Here is a 15,598-nt window from a genome sequence, read left to right as displayed (position 1 = left end):
TGGTACTTCCCATGGGGCCCAGCCGACGGAGTCAAATCAGACGCCAAAAGCGGCAAGGCTTAACCCGATCCTAACCCCCTCAACAGAAAAGTGAAAGAGACGTTAATGACCGGTTATCGGATCGTGACAACCCGATGCTGCACCGCGGAACACCTGAATCGGCACAGTGAAAGGCTCCGGCGAAAACCGGCATACGGGGGAGCCGGTTCGATGCGCCGGCGCCCTCGGATCGGCAATCGGGGGCCATCCCGACAGACATCGACCGCGCAAAAAAAAGCGGCCCCTTTCGGGGCCGCTCGATTGCTCCATCCGGGGATGGATCAGAAGCGCTGCTGGTACTTCATGTAGAAGAAACGACCGATGTCGAACTGGCCCTGGTAGGACACGTTCGCGTTCGGCTGGCTGTACACCACCGGACCCTGGTGGTCGAACACGTTGTTCGCACCCAGCGCGACGGTCGCGTTCCACGGCGCCTTCCAGCGGAATTCCAGATCGTGGAAGGTGTTGGAACCGATCTCGTTGATCGCGCGCGCCTGCGCCGGCACCGGATTGGCAGCGGCGAATTCCGGATTCGAGCACTCATCCGGGAACAGCGCGGCCGACAAGCAGGTTTCCTTCATGCCCGAGTAGTAGCGCATGCCCCAGGTCGCGCTCCACATGCCCAGGTCCCACGTCAGGCTGGTGTTGGAGCGGACGCGGAAGGTACCCACGAAGCCCGGCGAGGTCGCATAACCGACCAGCTGCTGCGCCTTGGTCGTCGGGTTGGTGTCGGTCTTGATCTCGTCCTTGGTGGTGTACGTCGTCTGCCAGGACAGGTTGAACGTACCGAAGCCTTCCGTCGCCAGACGGTAGCTCAGGTCCATGTCCCAGCCCTCGGCCTCGCGGTAGCCGGCGTTGATGCTGGCGAAGGCGAGGCTGTTGACGTAACCCTGGGTCGCATCACGCGTGAACAGGGCGCAGCGCGTCGGATCGTTCTGGATGTAGCAGTCGTTGAGGATCTGCGTCGGCGAGTCGGCGACGATGGTGTCGTCGATGCGGATGTTCCACCAGTCCAGGCTGACGTTCAGGCCTTCGATGAAGCCCGGGCTCCACACGGTGCCCAGCGTCTTGGACTCCGAGGTTTCCGGGATCAGGTTCGGGTTCGAACCGGAGAAGAACGCCACCGGCGACTGTGCGCCGGCCGCGGTCGCCGGGGTGAAGCCCTGGGCCAGCTGACGGAAGGTGTTCGGGTTCGGAACCACCGGCGCCTGCGTGCCGCACGCAGCGCGGACGGTGGCGTTGGACGCCGCGGCACCGAAGCTGGTGTCGCACGGGTCGGTGAAGAACGAGAACGTCTGCGAGCCGCCGCCGTACAGGTCGGAGATCGTCGGCGCACGGAAGCCTTCAGCATAGGTACCGCGGAACAGCAGCGAGTCCAGCGGCTTCCACTTGAAGCCGAACTTGCTGTTGAGCGTGTCGCCGAAGGTGTCGTAATCCGAATAGCGCGAGGCGACGCTGAAGCTCAGTTCCTTAGCGCCCGGCAGGTCGGCCAGCACCGGGATGAACAGCTCCGCGTAGATTTCGTCCACGGTGTAGCTGCCCTGCGTCGGGCCGCTCGCGAGCGTGGTCGAGTTGCCCGTCACCGCCTGCGCGTCGGGAATGAAGCGACCTTCTTCCTTGCGGTTTTCAACGCCCACCGCCACGCCCAGGTCGCCGCCCGGCAGCGTCGCCAGCGAACCGCTGATGTTCGCCGCGTACACCGTCGTTTCGGTTTCGCCCGACGAGTTCAGGCGCTGGAACAGCCAGTCCTGCAGGGCCTGGTTGCCGGTCAGGCCGCCGTCGCCGACGCGACCGTACGGGATGAACGGATTCCACGGCACGCAGCCCAGGATGACATTGCGCTCGTTGACGCCCGCCGTCGCCGGGTTGTCCGGCGTACCGCAGACGACCTGGCCGTTGGTATCGACGAACGAGGCACCGGTCGACTGCTTGGCGCGCTCGATGTTGAGGTTGCCGTAGTTTTCCTGGTGGACCTTGTTGTTGTTGTAGAGGTAGTTGACGTCCCAGTCGAACATGCGATCGGCGACGCCGAAGCTGCCTTCCACGGCCGCGGCGAAACGCCACGTGGTGGACTGCGGCTGGTCGACGCGCGGCACTTCCCACGTACGACGGGTGAAGTTGATCGCGTGCGGATTGGCGAAACCGTGCTGGGTGCCGACCGGGTTGTAATAGCTGTCGGCCGCCATCTTGAAGCCGCCCGGCACGACGCCGGCCGAGGCACTCTGGAACGGATAGCCGGCGACCTGACGCTCGGACGTGCGATCGGTGTACAGCACGTCGCCGCGGAAACGCACGTTCTCGGTGATGTCGAACAGGCCGTTGACGAACAGCGACTTGCTTTCCAGCGGCGTACGCAGGTGCGTCTGCTGGTTGGTGTTGCTCTTGTCGACCGTGGAACCGTTCGGGTCCGCAGCCGTGGTGCCGGTGTTGGTGTTCTGCGTGTGGTAGTTGGCGATGCGACGCCAGTCCGCACCCTCGTTGAGCACGAGGTTGCCCACGCCGAACGGGTTGGTGGTGGCGTTGCGCGTGTCGGTGACCTGGCCCCACTGCGAGGCGGTCGTCCAGCCACGGGTCGGGTGCTTGTAGCTCTGCGGATACGCCGAGTACTCGCGATCGCGCGCGAAGACTTCCTCTTCCTTGCGGTATTCGACGGCCGCCGTCAGCGAACCGCGGTCACCGGTGAAGCCGAGGATGCCCGAAGCGCGCGTGGTCTCGCCGTCGCCTTCGCTGTACTGGCCGTAGTACGCGTCGACCGTTGCACCTTCGAAGTTCGAACGCGTGATGATGTTCACCACGCCGGCGATGGCGTCGGAGCCGTAGATCGACGAGGCGCCGTCCTTCAGCACTTCGACGCGCTCGACCGCGACGGTCGGGATCAGCGACACGTCCTGCAGGCCGCTGGTGCTGATGCCCAGGCGCTTGCCGTTGACCAGGATCAGCGTGCGCGTCGTGCCGAGGTTACGCATGCTGATGAACTGGCCGCCGACGTTCTCGCCCGCGCTGAGCGGGGAGGCGCGGCTGATGGCCGGGGCGCCGACGGCGGAAATGTTCTGCAGGATGTCGGCGACCGACTGGAAACCCTGCTGTTCGATGTCCGCGCGGCTGATGGTGAGCACCGGCGCTTCGGTCTCGATGTCGACCTGGCGGATGCGCGAGCCGGTGACTTCGATGCGGTCGAGCGTGGTGGTCTGCTGCTGTTCCTGTGCGACGGCGATGCCGGTACCGGCAACCGCGGTAGCGCCGACCGCGAGCGAATAGACGATCGCGTCGCGGAGCGGGGTGGTCTTCAAGTTCATCTCTCTCTCCAAGCGTGAGTCGATGGATCCCATGGGACCTGGCCGGTGGCGTCAAACCGAACGCCAAAAACGGCAAGGCAACCCGATCCTAACCAGCTTGCGCGAGAAGTGAAAGTGTCGTTAATAAGCAGTTTCGAACATGTGAAATCCATACGCCTTGGTACTGCGCCGTACGGAAGGCCGAGGCGGTCCGGACAATGCAAAACGGCCGCGCTGGTGCGCGGCCGTCGGGGTTTCGTATCGGAGTCCGGCGAGTTCGCGCCGACGCAGGACAGGTGGCGTCAGAGGTCCTGCTCGTACCGGACGTAGGGCACGGTGCCTTCGTCCTTGTCGACGTTCTCCGGCGCGAACGGATTCTTGCCGCGAGTGACGACGTTCTCTGCACCGACCGTGAGCTGTCCGCTCCACGGCGTGCGCCAGGTCAGTCCGACGCCCAAGCCTTCCCACTGGCCGGGTTCGCCCGGCGTGTCCACCACGCGGCCGACAATGTTGGCGCTGAAATTGCCCATTCCGGCGCCGACGGTAAGGCTGTGGCTGCTCCAGCGATCGGCCAGCGCAGGCATTTCGCCGGCCGGGATGAGCTTCGCACGCGCCCAGGTGCCGCCGATCGATACCGTGGCTTCACGGCCGATGTTCTTCTGGCCGTAGACGGTGAGCGTGTTCTGGTCGACCTTGCTGAACTTCGCGTTCGGGCTCAGCCAGGCGGGCAGGGTGTCGCGACCGGTGCCGAGCGCCAAGCCGACCTTGCCACCAGCACGGCTCAGGCTTGCGCCAAGCGTGCCGCTACGGGCGGCGGTGCGGTCGTCGTCCTCATCGAGCGAGGCGAGCGCGCAATGGTTGGCGAGATTGCCGATGGCACCGGCAAGACCGGTCTTACGATCGCAGACCAGGCCGAGCGTGTCGCCTGCTTCCAGACCGAAGGCCGCATCGAGCGTGTTGCTGCCCACCCGCCAGCGGGCGCCTGCGACCGGCGCGCCGGTAGGTTCGAGCTGAAGGAGGTATTCGAGCTTGCCGCTGCTCTGGTTCCAGACCGGCAGGTAGGTCGTATCCGCGGCCGTGGTGCGGGACTGCGCGTGCACGCCTGCCGCCACGCCAATGGCGAGCATCAGGGTCAACGGCAGTCGAAGCAGGCGCGTGTTCATGTCTTGGATACGACCGGTTTGACCGGGCGGAGTTCCCCTCTCCTGAGGACCGCGACTATAGACCGTTTATGTTTATTTAACAATTCCCCGGGGCGTCCCGGACGGTCACTGGACCCTGTCCGGGGCCGCCAGTTCCGTCGTTGCCACGGTGAACAAGCTAGCGATTTCCTCTGCGTCGAAACGGTAACTCTGTCCGCAAAACTCGCAACGGATCTCGGCGGCGCCACCGGCCGCTTCGACCGCCGCCTCCGCCTCGACCTGGCCGAGGGAGACGAGCATCGACTCCACCCGCTCGCGCGAACACGAGCATGCGAAGCGAAGCGGCTTTTGCCCCAGCACCTGCACCCCGTCCTCGTGGAACAGACGGGTCAGCAGGTCATCCGCGGACCATTCCAGCAGCTCGCGCGTGGTGAGCGTGTCGAACAGCGCACCCACCCGCGACCAGCCGTCGTCGTCGCCATGATCCCCCGGCAGCTTCTGCAACATCAGCCCCGCGGCCTGCCGTTCGTCGGCGGCGAGCAGGAGCCTCGTCGGCAACTGCTCGGACTGGCGGAAGTAGTCCTCGAAGGCGCCGGCGAGCGAGTCCGACTCCAGCGACACCAGGCCCTGGTAGCGCATGGGTTCGCGACCATCGAGCGACGGGTTCTCGATGGTGATGGCCAGCAGCGCGCCTTCGCCGAGGTCGCGCAGGTCGCGCGAAACGGTCCCGGCCTCCTCGTCGACCTGCGCGATGCCGCGCAAGGTGCCGGCGGCGGTGCACTCGGCGAACAGGGTGCGCAGCGCGCCATGGCCCCGCAGCTGCACCGACAGCCGGCCGTCGACCTTGGCGTGGCCGGTGAACGCCGCAGCGGCGACGAGCGCCTCGCCGAGCAGTTCGGCCGCGGCCTGCGGGTACTCGGCGCGTTCGCGGACCTGCGTCCACGTATCGGCCAGGTGCACGCGCACGCCGCGTACGCCGGCGGTCTCGATGAGGAAGCGGGTCAACTGGTCGCGGTCGCCGACGGGCGCGGTATCGGTCTGGGGCATGCGGAACTCGTGCGGTTGGCGCGCGTCATTGGAATAATGCGCGCGGTCGTGTGAAGAGGCGTCAAGTTTGAAAAGTCGACACCACCATGGGGACGGAGCATCGCCCCTGCAAGAGTTGGCCGCCGCGGCATCGCCGGCGCAAGGGCACGCGCTGCCGCGCCGACGCCGTCGCTGGCTGCGCTGGTTGATCGCGCTTCCGCTTGCGGCGCTGGTGCTGAGCGTGGTGCAGGTGGCGACGCTTCGCTTCGTCGATCCGCCCTTCAGTGCCTTCATGGTGTGGCGCCAGCTCGAAGCATGGGGCGATGGCGACTGGTCGTTCCGCATCGCCCATGACTGGCGCGATCTGGACGAGATCTCGGCCTACGTGCCGCTGGCGGTGATCGCCTCGGAAGACCAGACCTTCGCCGAGCACTACGGCTTCGACCTCAAGGCCATCGAGCGCGCGCGCAAGAACAACGAGCGCGGCCGCAAAGTGCGCGGCGGCAGCACCATCAGCCAGCAGACGGCGAAGAACCTGTTCCTGTGGAGCGGACGCAGCTGGGTGCGCAAGGGCATCGAGGCCTGGTACACCGTGCTGATCGAGACGATGTGGCCCAAGCACCGCATCGTGGAGGTGTACGTCAATGTCGCCGAGTTCGGTGACGGGGTGTACGGCGCGCAGGCTGCCGCCCGCACGTATTTCCGGAAGGACGCCGCACGCCTCACCGCGGCCGAGGCCGCCCGCATGGCCGCCGTGCTGCCGAGCCCGCGTCGCTACAGCATCGCCAAGCCCGGTCCGTACGTGCAGCGCCGGGCGCAGGCGATCCAGCGGCAGATGCGCTACATGGGCGGCACCGGATACCTGCAGCGCCTGGAATGACCGCACCGGGCGTGGCCACCGGCTAACATCGCGCCATGAGCCGCCAACGCCTGACCGTCGTCATCGCCGCTTACAACGAGGCCGACAGCCTGCCCGCGTTGCAGCCGCGCGTTGGCGCCGTGCTCGACGGTCTCGCGGTCGACGGCATCGAGGGGCAGGTGCTGTACGTCGACGATGGCAGCACGGATGCCACGTGGTCGGTGCTGCAGCAGCTTGCCGCCGCCGATCGGCGCATCGCCCTGCTTCGCCTGTCGCGCAACTTCGGCAAGGAACTGGCGCTCACCGCAGGCCTGGACCGCGTCGACGAGGGTGCCGCGCTGATCCTGGACGCGGACGGGCAGGATCCGCCGGAGCTGATCCCGCAGTTCGTGGCGAAATGGCGCGAGGGCTTCGATGACGTGCACGGCACGCGCATGGAACGCGAAGGCGAAGGATGGTTGAAGCGCGCCACCGCGCATTCGTTCTATCGCGTGATAGGCGCGCTTTCGAAGACGCCGATTCCTGCCGACACGGGCGACTTCCGCCTGCTGTCGCCACGCGCGCTGCACGCGCTGCAACAACTGCGCGAACGCCATCGTTTCATGAAAGGCCTGTTCGGCTGGGTCGGCTTCAATCGCGTCGCCATCCCCTATCACCGCGAACCGCGGGTCGCCGGACGCAGCAAGTTCAATCTGTGGCGCCTGTGGAACCTCGCGCTGGAGGGCATCACCAGTTTTTCCACGGCCCCGCTGCGGCTGGCGACGTACCTGGGGTTGCTGTCGGCGCTGGTCGCGTTCCTCTATGGCCTGGCGATCATCCTCAAGGCGCTGTTCTGGGGCGATCCGGTCGCAGGCTGGCCGACGATGATGTCGGTGATCCTGTTCCTCGGTGGCGTGCAACTGATCGCGCTGGGCGTGATCGGCGAATACCTCGGTCGCCTTTACGACGAAGCCAAGCAACGCCCGCTCTACTTGGTGGACAGTTGGCAGCCGGCCCGCCCGGCACAGCCGGCGCATGCAGCCGGCGATGGCGATCGCGTCCACCGTCTGCACGGTTCCGCGGTGGACTGAGCGGGCTTCGAGAGCGCTCGATGCGGGTCCCGTCGCGCGTTCACGCCTTCGCATGCGTTGACGCCGCGCTGGAGTATGCTCGGCCGCGAGCCCCAGGAACATGGAGTCGGCCATGCGTACCGTGCGGCAACTGCTGGAAGCCAAGGCGCCGGAAGTGTTCGCGATCGGCCCGGACGCGCCCGTCATCGACGCGATCCGCCTCATGGCCGAAAAGCGCATCGGTGCGGTACTGGTGCTCGAGGGCGGACGGCTGGTAGGCATCCTTTCCGAACGCGATTACGCGCGGAAGATCGTGCTGCAGGGTCGCTCCTCCGCCGATACGCCGGTGCGCACGATCATGACGCCCGAAGTCATCAGCATCGGCCTGGACGACACCACCGATCGCTGCATGCAGATCGTGACCGACCGCCGCATCCGCCACCTGCCGGTCGTGCACAACGGGCAGGTGCTCGGCGTGGTGTCGATCGGCGATCTGGTGAAGGCGGTGATCGAAGACCAGCAGCTCGAACTGGATCAGCTGCAGCGCTATATCGCCAGTTGACGCGAGCGATACGGCGGCCGGCGCCTACTTCGCGTACTTCCCGCCGCACCCCGAGTCTTCGCCCGGACCCAGTTCGAGCGTCGCCAGCAAGGCCGCCGGCGGCGTGATCGTCGCCAACGTCAGCGCGATCGCGCCACGCAGGCCGACCTTCGCCAGGTCCGGATGCACCGCAGGCTTCTTGAACGTGCCATCCACGCGCAGCGGCGTGCGGAAGGCAAGCAGGCTGCGGTCCTTCGGACGCGGCCGGATCGTGAGATCGAGCTTCTCGTCGCGCAGGTTCACCGTGCCGGAGCCGATGAGGATCGTATCGCTCGTATCGAAGGCGAGCGAACGCGTGGTCATCAGGCCGTTGTCGACGCCGAAGTCGGCGAACGCGCAGCGCACGGGGATCTGCTTGTCGCCGCCGAGCTTGAACTTGATGATCTCGGCCAGATCGATGCCGGCCATTTCCATCAGCAGGTTGCTGATGCGGCCCTGTCCCATGCCGACGGCGATGTTGCCGTCGCTGCTGCCGAGCATCGCGGCGATGGAATTGCCGGTGCCTTCGATGCCGACCTTGCCGCTGATCTTGCCGATCGCGTTCTGCGTGATCTCGACCTTGGGGAGCAGCTTGCCGAGGTTCAATCCGGCGATGTCCGCATCGGCGCGCGTGCGGATCGTGTCGGTGCGCGCGTCCATGCGGATGCGCGAGCGGATGTCGCCTTCGGCCACGCCGAAATTGAGCGGGTCGAGCTTGAGCATGCCGCCTTCGAGCAGCAGGTGCGCGTCCATGTCGTCCAGCGGCAGGCTGGGCGCGTTGATGCGCATCGCGCGCAGGCGGACGTTCGCATCCATCGCGCGCAGCTTGGTGAGGTTGTACGGCGTCTGCGGCAGCAGGCGCCCGCTCGCATCCTGCTGCGCCGCATCCTTGTCCTGCTCGGCGTTTGCGGTCTCGCCGCGACCGGTCTGCGGCGTGCCGCCGACGAAACCGGCGAGGTCGTCGAAGTCCAGGCGGCGCGAGGTCAGGTCCGCGCGCAGGTACGGACGCTTGCCGGAGGTGTCGACGCTCGCATCGCCGTGCATGTCGCTGTCGCCGATGCGGCCGTCGAACTTGCGGTAGTGCCAGACCTCGCCCTCGCGGCTGAAGCGCCCGTCGAGCGAGTACGGCGGCGTGTGTGGAATCGCCAGGCCGAGCAGCGGATACAGGTCGCCCAGGTCGCGCCCCGACAGCTTCATCTGCAGGTCGAACCCGCGAAGGCGGAGCGGATCGAGCAGCGTGCCGCGCGCATGCGCGTGCGTCGCCCCAGCGGAGGCGCGCACGTTGATGCGGTACGGCGCGGTGCGATCACGCAGCAACAGCGGCGAGGCGGCATTTCCCTGCAGCACGAACCGGTTGTTCTGCCACAGGCCGCCGCCCACCACGGACACCGGCGCGGAGGCATCGCGCGTTGCGTTGCGCTGACTGCTGACGCCGACGCGGATGTCCGTGCGGTTGGGTGCGTCGAGGAACTGCACGAAGCCGCGCTGGATATCCACGCGACGGAACTGCACGTCGGTGTCGCCGCCCTTCTCGCCGAAGATCCAGTTGCCGTCGCCGCCCTTCGGGTTGGTCTCGAGCAGCAGGCGCGGGTTGTCGAGCCGGATCAGCGGCAGCAGCACCTGGCGACGCAGCAGGGGCCACAGCGCAATACCTATCTCGGCGCGGTCTGCGGTCGCCATCTGCGGCGCGCGCGACCATTCGGCGTTGCCGAAGCTGACCTTTTCGGCGGAGACGACCGGCGTCCAGCCCAGGTCGACGTCGAGGTTCCCGCCGATGTGGAACTCACGGCCGGTGCGCGCCTTGACCTGGCGCTCGACCGGGGCCTTGAACCAGTTCCAGTCCCAGATCGCGATGAGGATGGCGACGAGCACCGCCACGATCGCCAGTGCCGTCATGACCGGATGGCGATGCGGCCACGCGCGGCCGTTCGCCTCGTCCCGTCCCGCTGCGTGTGCGCTGCGCCAGGGCATGCGTCACGCACGCGCGCCGAAGCGCACGCGAAGCTGGGGAATGGATGGGCGACGCAATCGGTTCACTGCACGCTTCCGAAAGGATCGCCCCCACCATCGGCGGCGCGCGGTAAAGCGAAAGTGAATGCGTTTGCGAGCAGTTCAGGTCGGAAGCAGGGTTCCCGGCGTGACGACCTGCGCCATCACGGCGACGTAATGGCACACGCTTCCTGCGACGACGAACAGATGCCAGATCGCGTGCGAGTACGGCAGCGAAGGCCGGTGATAGAACACCGTGCCCAGCGTATAGAAGAGGCCGCCACCGAACAGCCAACCGATGGTCCAGCCGTCGAGCGCGCCGATCAGCGGCTTGATTGCGACCAGCACCAGCCAGCCCATCGCGATGTAGATGCCGGTCGACAGCAACTTGAAGCGCCCGGTGAAGAACAGCTTGAACACGACACCTGCGAGCGCCAGCGTCCAGATCGCCGCGAACAGTCCCCAGCCCCACGGCCCGCGCAGGCCGATGAGCGTGAAGGGCGTGTAGGTGCCCGCGATCAGCAGGTAGATCGCGCAGTGATCCACCACCTTCAGCCGGGCCTTGGCGACCGGATGCTGGATCGCGTGGTACAGCGTGGACGCGAGGTAGAGCGCCAGCAGGCAGATGCCGAACACGATCGCGCTGCCCAGTTGCCAACCGTCGCCGAACAGCGCGGCAAGGGTGATCAGGACCGCGCCGCCCGCGAGCGCGGCGGTCGCGCCCAGGCCGTGGGTCAGCGCGTTGACCAGTTCCTCCCGGACCGAATGCGGCTCGTCCGCCGCGGAAGGCCGCGCGGAGGGCGCAATGGGCGGCTCGACAGGAGCGGAGCCGTCGTGGACGGAGCGTGCGGGGGGCATGGTTCGAGCATCCTAGCGCAGGCTGGAGTATTTGCTCTGATGTGGGCCGTTCGGTTGGCCCGGGCTGTGACGCGGCGCGCAGGATGCGCACGCCGCCGCGACCGGCTTGTGCGCCGCGCCGCGCTCTATGATGGCCGGCAGAGCCAATCGCGTCGGGGACCGATGATCATCTCGCACCAGCACCGCTTCGTTTTCGCCGCCATTCCCAAGACCGGCACGCATTCGGTGCGGCAGGCGCTGCGCGAGCACATGAGCGAGGACGATCTCGAACAGGTCGGCCTGTTCGTCAACAAGCGGTTCCCGTTCGAGGAACTCGCCGCGATCAAGCACGGCCACATCACGTTGCAGCAGATCCGCCCGTTCCTCGGCGACGAGGCATTCGCCTCGTACTTCAAGTTCGCCTTCGTGCGGAACCCGTTCGACCGCTTCATCTCGTACTGCGCGTTCATGACGCGCGCCGACGGAGCGTTCCTGCAGAATCCGCAGCAGGTGATGCGCTACATCCTGCAGGACCCGCGCGCCCGCCAGCACATCCTGTTCCAGCCGCAGCACACCTTCGTCACCGGCGAAGACGGCACGGTGCTCGCCGACCACGTCGGGCGCGTGGAGGACATGCAGGGGTCGTACGATCTGATCTGCGAACGCCTGAAGATCCCCGGGGCGACGCTCGGGCAGGTCAACAGCTCGCGCCGCGGCAGCTACCGCGACTACTACGACGATGCGCTGATCCAGGACGTTGCGTCCGTGTACAGGCGCGACCTCGAACTGTTCGGCTACGAGTTCTGACCATGGCCACCACGACGTTCCCGCCCGCCGGCTTCAAACCGGAAGACATCCAGCCCAATCCGCGCAAGACGACATCGGTGCGACGCCTGGGCCATGTCGACATCGCACGCCTGCGCGAGGCGGTGCTCGCGCTGCCCGAGGCGACGTGGGACGCGGAGAACGCCGACAAGCCCAACCGCTTCGAGGCGCTCGATCGCACGCGCCACATCGTGTTCCGCTTCGTCAGCGACTTCCAGGACTGGCGCAAGCATTACGAACGGCCGCTGTGGTCGCCATGGCGCGAGCTGCTCGAGCCCGTCATGGCACAGGCCGTGGCACCGTACGGCTACGCGAATGCGGAATTCCCGCGCGTGATGCTCGCGCGCATGGCCCCGGGTGGCGTGATCAAGCCGCATCGCGACGCGAACCCGGCCGCGAAGTGGCCGCACAAGATCCACGTGCCGCTGCTGACCAACGACCGCGTCGTTTTCTTCATCGACGGCACCGGCTACCACTTCGTCGAAGGCGAAGCGGTGGAAGTGAGCAACATGGCCGTGCACGCCGTGGAGAACAACGGCGACACCGACCGCATCCACCTGATCTTCGAGTATTTCGACGCGGACCAGCCGATCCCCGACTGGGTAGGGAAGTTGCCGGCGCGGAAGTGACGCGCGCGCGTCAGCGGGACAGGTAGAACAGTCCCAGCACGATGACCTGCAGCGCGACGATCGCCATCATGGCGCGGCGGAACGCCGCCTTCGCCGTCTTGTGCCGGAACAACGCCATCGCCAGCAGGGCGCCCGGCGAGCCGCCGAGTAGCGCGAGCGTCAGCAGCGTGCGCTCCGGCACACGCCGGCGGGTACCGCCGGCGATCGCCTTGTCGTAGGCGAACACGAGCACGGTGGCGACGTTGAGCGCCAGCCACGCGGCCAGCCACGAAAGCGCCACCGGCGACATCAGTCGAACGCCGCCGCGTGCGCGTGCTCGCGCGTGGCCAGGAACGTCACGTCCGGCGCGCGTTCCTGCGCCAGCTGCAGGTTCACGCGCGTGGGGGCGAGGTAAACCAGCTGGCCGGCCGCGTCGAGCGCGAGGTTCATCGCGTTCTTGTCGCGGAACTCTTCCAGCTTCTTCTCGTTGTCGCAGCGGATCCAGCGCGCGGTCGCCACGCTGACCTGCTCGAAGCTTGCGTCCACGCCGTACTCGTCCTTCAGGCGGTACGCGACGACATCGAACTGCAGCACGCCGACCGCGCCGAGAATCAGGTCGTTGCTCATCAGCGGGCGGAAGAACTGCGTCGCGCCTTCTTCCGACAGCTGCGCGAGGCCCTTCTGCAGCTGCTTGAGCTTCAGCGGATCGCGCAGGCGCGCGCGGCGGAACAGCTCGGGCGCGAAGTTCGGGATGCCGGTGAAGCTCAGGTTCTCGCCTTCGGTGAACGTGTCGCCGATGGAGATCGTGCCGTGGTTGTGGATGCCGATGACGTCGCCCGGCCACGCGCTTTCGGCGATCTCGCGATCGCTCGCCATGAAGGTCAGCGCGTTGGCGAGCTTCACTTCCTTGCCGCTGCGCACGTGGAACGCCTTCATGCCGGCGCTGAACTTGCCCGAGCACACGCGCATGAACGCCACGCGGTCGCGGTGTTGCGGATCCATGTTCGCCTGGATCTTGAAGACGAAGCCGGTGAGCTTGGGCTCGTACGCGGCGACTTCGCGCGACGTGGTGGCGCGCGGCTTCGGCGAAGGCGCGTGCTCGACGAAGAAGTCCAGCAGCAGCTGCACGCCGAAGTTGTTCACGGCCGAGCCGAAGAACACCGGCGTCTGTTCGCCGGCCAGATACTTCGCGACGTCGAACGGATGCGAGGCGCCTTCGACCAGTTCCAGCTCGTCGCGCAGCTCCTGCAGCATCTGCGCGCCGATGCGCGCTTCCAGCGCCGGGTCGTCGATGGACGGGAAGATCGTCGAATCCTGGCGCGTGAAGTTGCGGCCCTGTTCGTACAGGTGCACCTCGCCGGTGACCAGATGTACCACGCCCTTCAGGCGCTGGCCCATGCCGATGGGCCAGGTGATGGGCGCGCACTGGATCTTCAGCACGCTTTCCACTTCATCCAGCAGCTCGATCGGGTTCTTGCCTTCGCGGTCGAGCTTGTTGATGAAGGTCATGATCGGCGTGTCGCGCAGGCGGCACACCTCCATCAGCTTGATCGTGCGCTCCTCGACGCCCTTGGCGACGTCGATGACCATCAGCGCCGAGTCCACCGCGGTGAGCACGCGGTAGGTGTCCTCGCCGAAGTCGGCGTGGCCCGGGGTGTCGAGCAGGTTGACGATGCTGCCCTCGTAGGGGAACTGCATCACCGAGCTGGTCACCGAGATGCCGCGCTCCTTTTCCAGCGCCATCCAGTCGGAGGTCGCATGGCGCGCGGCCTTGCGGCCCTTGACCGAGCCGGCCATCTGGATCGCACCGCCGAACAGCAGCAGCTTTTCGGTGAGCGTGGTCTTGCCCGCATCGGGGTGCGAAATGATCGCGAACGTGCGGCGGCGGGCGGCTTCGAGGGAAACGTCGGACATGGCAACGGCGGGCGCGGACAGGCCGGAGACGGCGGTCCGCGGGTCGGTAGTCGGGAAGGGCGGGAATTATACGCGGCTGGCCCCGGCGGCCGTCGGGAGCAGGGCGGCCGGCGTTCGGGCGCGCGATATCCGGGCTAAAGGCCTGGCGATCCGAGGTCCGGGCTCGGCGTCCGGGGCTTGAGGCTCGGCGGTCCGAGCTCCGGACTCGGTGCCCCAGCCCGCATGGACGGCGCGGAACCGAAAGTGTGCGCCCGCTCCCAATTCAGAACATCCCCGTTCAGCAGTTCCTAAAGCCCGGCCTATGCGTGCCGCTACCCGTCATGGATATTCGCATTCCGTATTTCCGGGGGTTGCAGTGCGCATCGTGATCGTGGGTGAGGACGCCGGCCGCGCCGGCGAATTCGAGGAGTCGCTGAGTTATTTCGATCTGGGCTGGAATGTGCAGTGGCTGGCCGAACCCGATGCGGCACTGTCGTCGGGCGAGCCCGTCGACGTCTTCATCTGCGGCCTGCGCCTGGGCGTCATGCCGGGTCCGGTCCTGCTGAGCCAGGTGGCGGCGCTGCACCCGCAAGCGGTGCGCATCCTGCTGCTGGATCCGGATGAGGACAGCGGCAGCATGCAGGGCCTGGATTGCGCGCACCGGCTGCTGTCGCGGCCGCTGGATGCCGGCGAGTTGATCGAGGCCATCGACAGCGTGGCCGAACTGCGCAACGTGCTGGGCAGCGAGGAACTCAAGCAGGCCGTCGGCCGCGTCGGCTCGCTGCCGCCGCCGCCGCGCCTGTACCTGGAACTCTCGCGCCTGCTGCGCGATCCGGATGCGAGCAACGCGGCCATCGCGCAGATGCTCTCGCAGGACCCGGCGATCGTCGCCAAGGTGCTGCGCCTGTGCAATTCGGCGTACTTCTCCGGTGGTCGCGAGATCACCGACATCCGCGCTGCAGTGACGCGACTGGGCCATCAGCAGCTGCTGCGTCTGGTGCTGGCCAGCGAGGCCTTCGGCCCGAACCAGCTGGCCGGGAAGGAACGCGAGGCGATCCAGGATCGCGCGCTGCGCACCTCGCGCCTGGCGCGTCGCCTGCTCGCGGGCCCGAGCGCCGAACTTGCCGCGACCGCGGGCCTGCTGGCGGAAGTCGGCAAGCTGCTGCCGGGCGTGTCCGACGGTTCGGAAGGCTCGACCGGCCCGCATTACGCCGAAGCCGGTGCGTACCTGCTGGGCCTGTGGGGCTTGCCGATGCCGATCGTCGAAGGCGTCGCGTTCCAGCACCGCCCGGGCCGCCTGAAGGCGAGCGGCTTCTGGGTGGCCGGTGCCGTGCACGTGGCCTCCTCGCTGGTCGCCGGTGCGCCGGTGGACGAGGGTTACCTGCGAGGCGTCAATGTCCTGGACCGCCTGCCGCAGTGGCGCGACATGGTGGAGCCGTCGGCGGCGCAGGCGGCGTAAGCGGTTCGGATTGAAGT

13 protein-coding genes are annotated in these 15,598 nt (G+C 67.1%); 6 read left to right on the top strand and 7 right to left on the bottom strand.

What is annotated here, in order from left to right:
- Positions 1 to 320: 320 nt before the first annotated feature.
- From GOY17_RS14975 to hslO, 3 genes are all read right to left on the bottom strand, one after another.
- Positions 321 to 3,335 (bottom strand): TonB-dependent receptor domain-containing protein, encoded by a 3,015-nt coding sequence (locus tag GOY17_RS14975; RefSeq protein WP_157030999.1) that lies wholly within the window; start codon positions 3,333 to 3,335, stop codon positions 321 to 323.
- A gap of 281 nt (positions 3,336 to 3,616) precedes the next feature.
- Positions 3,617 to 4,441 (bottom strand): XOO1806 family protein, encoded by an 825-nt coding sequence (locus GOY17_RS14970; protein WP_198173950.1) that lies wholly within the window; start codon positions 4,439 to 4,441, stop codon positions 3,617 to 3,619.
- Positions 4,442 to 4,582: 141 nt separating this feature from the next.
- On the bottom strand, positions 4,583 to 5,503 hold the full coding sequence (gene hslO, locus GOY17_RS14965; RefSeq protein ID WP_157030997.1) for an Hsp33 family molecular chaperone HslO: 921 nt from the start codon (positions 5,501 to 5,503) through the stop codon (positions 4,583 to 4,585).
- Positions 5,504 to 5,618: 115 nt separating this feature from the next.
- On the opposite strand from hslO, the gene mtgA reads away from it, so the two are divergent.
- The 3 genes from mtgA to GOY17_RS14950 all read left to right on the top strand — a co-directional run bounded on the left by mtgA (position 5,619) and on the right by GOY17_RS14950 (position 7,952).
- Positions 5,619 to 6,362 (top strand): monofunctional biosynthetic peptidoglycan transglycosylase, encoded by a 744-nt coding sequence (mtgA, locus tag GOY17_RS14960; protein ID WP_232338445.1) that lies wholly within the window; start codon positions 5,619 to 5,621, stop codon positions 6,360 to 6,362.
- Positions 6,363 to 6,397: 35 nt separating this feature from the next.
- The gene (locus GOY17_RS14955; RefSeq protein ID WP_157030996.1) at positions 6,398 to 7,411 is read left to right on the top strand and encodes a glycosyltransferase family 2 protein; all 1,014 of its coding nucleotides are present in this window, start codon (positions 6,398 to 6,400) and stop codon (positions 7,409 to 7,411) included.
- A gap of 112 nt (positions 7,412 to 7,523) precedes the next feature.
- The gene (locus tag GOY17_RS14950) at positions 7,524 to 7,952 is read left to right on the top strand and encodes a CBS domain-containing protein (protein ID WP_157030995.1); all 429 of its coding nucleotides are present in this window, start codon (positions 7,524 to 7,526) and stop codon (positions 7,950 to 7,952) included.
- A gap of 24 nt (positions 7,953 to 7,976) precedes the next feature.
- Here GOY17_RS14950 and GOY17_RS14945 read toward each other — a convergent pair whose 3' ends face one another.
- Positions 7,977 to 9,941, bottom strand: coding sequence for an AsmA family protein (locus tag GOY17_RS14945; RefSeq protein ID WP_425482276.1), 1,965 nt, complete (start codon positions 9,939 to 9,941; stop codon positions 7,977 to 7,979).
- A gap of 141 nt (positions 9,942 to 10,082) precedes the next feature.
- Positions 10,083 to 10,817: a PAQR family membrane homeostasis protein TrhA gene (gene trhA, locus GOY17_RS14940; RefSeq protein WP_115843366.1), complete on the bottom strand. Its 735-nt coding sequence runs from the start codon at positions 10,815 to 10,817 to the stop codon at positions 10,083 to 10,085.
- A gap of 162 nt (positions 10,818 to 10,979) precedes the next feature.
- Between trhA and GOY17_RS14935 the strand changes: the two genes are divergently transcribed.
- A complete protein-coding gene (locus tag GOY17_RS14935; protein WP_157030993.1) occupies positions 10,980 to 11,603 on the top strand; it encodes a sulfotransferase family 2 domain-containing protein in 624 nt (207 codons plus the stop codon).
- Between the two features lie 2 nt (positions 11,604 to 11,605).
- The gene (locus tag GOY17_RS14930) at positions 11,606 to 12,250 is read left to right on the top strand and encodes an aspartyl/asparaginyl beta-hydroxylase domain-containing protein (protein WP_157030992.1); all 645 of its coding nucleotides are present in this window, start codon (positions 11,606 to 11,608) and stop codon (positions 12,248 to 12,250) included.
- A 10-nt stretch (positions 12,251 to 12,260) separates the two neighbouring features.
- Here GOY17_RS14930 and GOY17_RS14925 read toward each other — a convergent pair whose 3' ends face one another.
- Complete coding sequence (locus GOY17_RS14925; RefSeq protein WP_157030991.1) at positions 12,261 to 12,539, bottom strand: DUF1294 domain-containing protein; 279 nt, start codon at positions 12,537 to 12,539, stop codon at positions 12,261 to 12,263.
- Positions 12,539 to 14,143, bottom strand: a complete 1,605-nt coding sequence (locus GOY17_RS14920) for a peptide chain release factor 3 (RefSeq protein ID WP_115843358.1) — start codon at positions 14,141 to 14,143, stop codon at positions 12,539 to 12,541. Before GOY17_RS14920 ends, GOY17_RS14925 begins: the two co-directional genes overlap by 1 nt.
- Positions 14,144 to 14,498: 355 nt before the next feature.
- On the opposite strand from GOY17_RS14920, the gene GOY17_RS14915 reads away from it, so the two are divergent.
- Complete coding sequence (locus tag GOY17_RS14915; protein WP_232338444.1) at positions 14,499 to 15,581, top strand: HDOD domain-containing protein; 1,083 nt, start codon at positions 14,499 to 14,501, stop codon at positions 15,579 to 15,581.
- Positions 15,582 to 15,598: the final 17 nt, after the last annotated feature.

This window comes from Lysobacter soli (assembly GCF_009755585.1).
Lineage (GTDB): Bacteria > Pseudomonadota > Gammaproteobacteria > Xanthomonadales > Xanthomonadaceae > Lysobacter_J > Lysobacter_J soli.
The sequence above is the reverse complement of the archived record's forward strand: the minus strand, read 5'-3'. Positions and strand labels throughout refer to the sequence as shown.

Coding starts and splice junctions, on each gene's coding strand:
- GOY17_RS14975 (WP_157030999.1), bottom strand. CDS start 3,335: ATGAACTTGAAGACCACCCCGCTCCGCGACGCGATCGTCTATTCGCTC.
- GOY17_RS14970 (WP_198173950.1), bottom strand. CDS start 4,441: ATGCTCGCCATTGGCGTGGCGGCAGGCGTGCACGCGCAGTCCCGCACC.
- hslO (WP_157030997.1), bottom strand. CDS start 5,503: ATGCCCCAGACCGATACCGCGCCCGTCGGCGACCGCGACCAGTTGACC.
- GOY17_RS14955 (WP_157030996.1), top strand. CDS start 6,398: ATGAGCCGCCAACGCCTGACCGTCGTCATCGCCGCTTACAACGAGGCC.
- GOY17_RS14950 (WP_157030995.1), top strand. CDS start 7,524: ATGCGTACCGTGCGGCAACTGCTGGAAGCCAAGGCGCCGGAAGTGTTC.
- GOY17_RS14945 (WP_425482276.1), bottom strand. CDS start 9,941: ATGCCCTGGCGCAGCGCACACGCAGCGGGACGGGACGAGGCGAACGGC.
- trhA (WP_115843366.1), bottom strand. CDS start 10,817: ATGCCCCCCGCACGCTCCGTCCACGACGGCTCCGCTCCTGTCGAGCCG.
- GOY17_RS14935 (WP_157030993.1), top strand. CDS start 10,980: ATGATCATCTCGCACCAGCACCGCTTCGTTTTCGCCGCCATTCCCAAG.
- GOY17_RS14930 (WP_157030992.1), top strand. CDS start 11,606: ATGGCCACCACGACGTTCCCGCCCGCCGGCTTCAAACCGGAAGACATC.
- GOY17_RS14925 (WP_157030991.1), bottom strand. CDS start 12,539: ATGTCGCCGGTGGCGCTTTCGTGGCTGGCCGCGTGGCTGGCGCTCAAC.
- GOY17_RS14920 (WP_115843358.1), bottom strand. CDS start 14,143: ATGTCCGACGTTTCCCTCGAAGCCGCCCGCCGCCGCACGTTCGCGATC.